The organism is Bradyrhizobium sp. Kon58 (assembly GCF_055807455.1).
This window is the reverse complement of the sequence record NZ_JBVVOT010000694.1, coordinates 1-231: the sequence shown is the minus strand read 5'-3', so window position 1 is coordinate 231 and position 231 is coordinate 1. Positions and strand designations below refer to the sequence as shown.

The window sequence follows — 231 nt, the reverse complement described above, 5'->3', positions numbered from 1 at the left end:
GAAGTGCCAGGCGACGATGGCGCAGACCAGCGCGCATGCCAGTTCGGTGACCGGGTAACGTGCGTTGATGGTCCCATGGCAGTGGGCGCAACGCCCCTTGAGCATCAGGTAGCTGAGCAGCGGAATGTTTTCCCAGGGGCGAATCCGCTGGTCGCAGCATGGGCATCTGGAGCCGGGACGCATCAGGTTGTACACAGGCCCCGCTGGCTCGGGGGGCAGGTCGAGGATCTC

Annotated in this window: 1 protein-coding gene; it reads right to left on the bottom strand. The window is 64.9% G+C overall.

Annotation, left to right across the window (positions count from 1 at the left end; all coding sequences use genetic code 11):
* Positions 1–231: prepilin peptidase (locus AC0L20_RS41970; RefSeq protein ID WP_473295991.1), on the bottom strand; the 231-nt coding region annotated here is incomplete at both ends.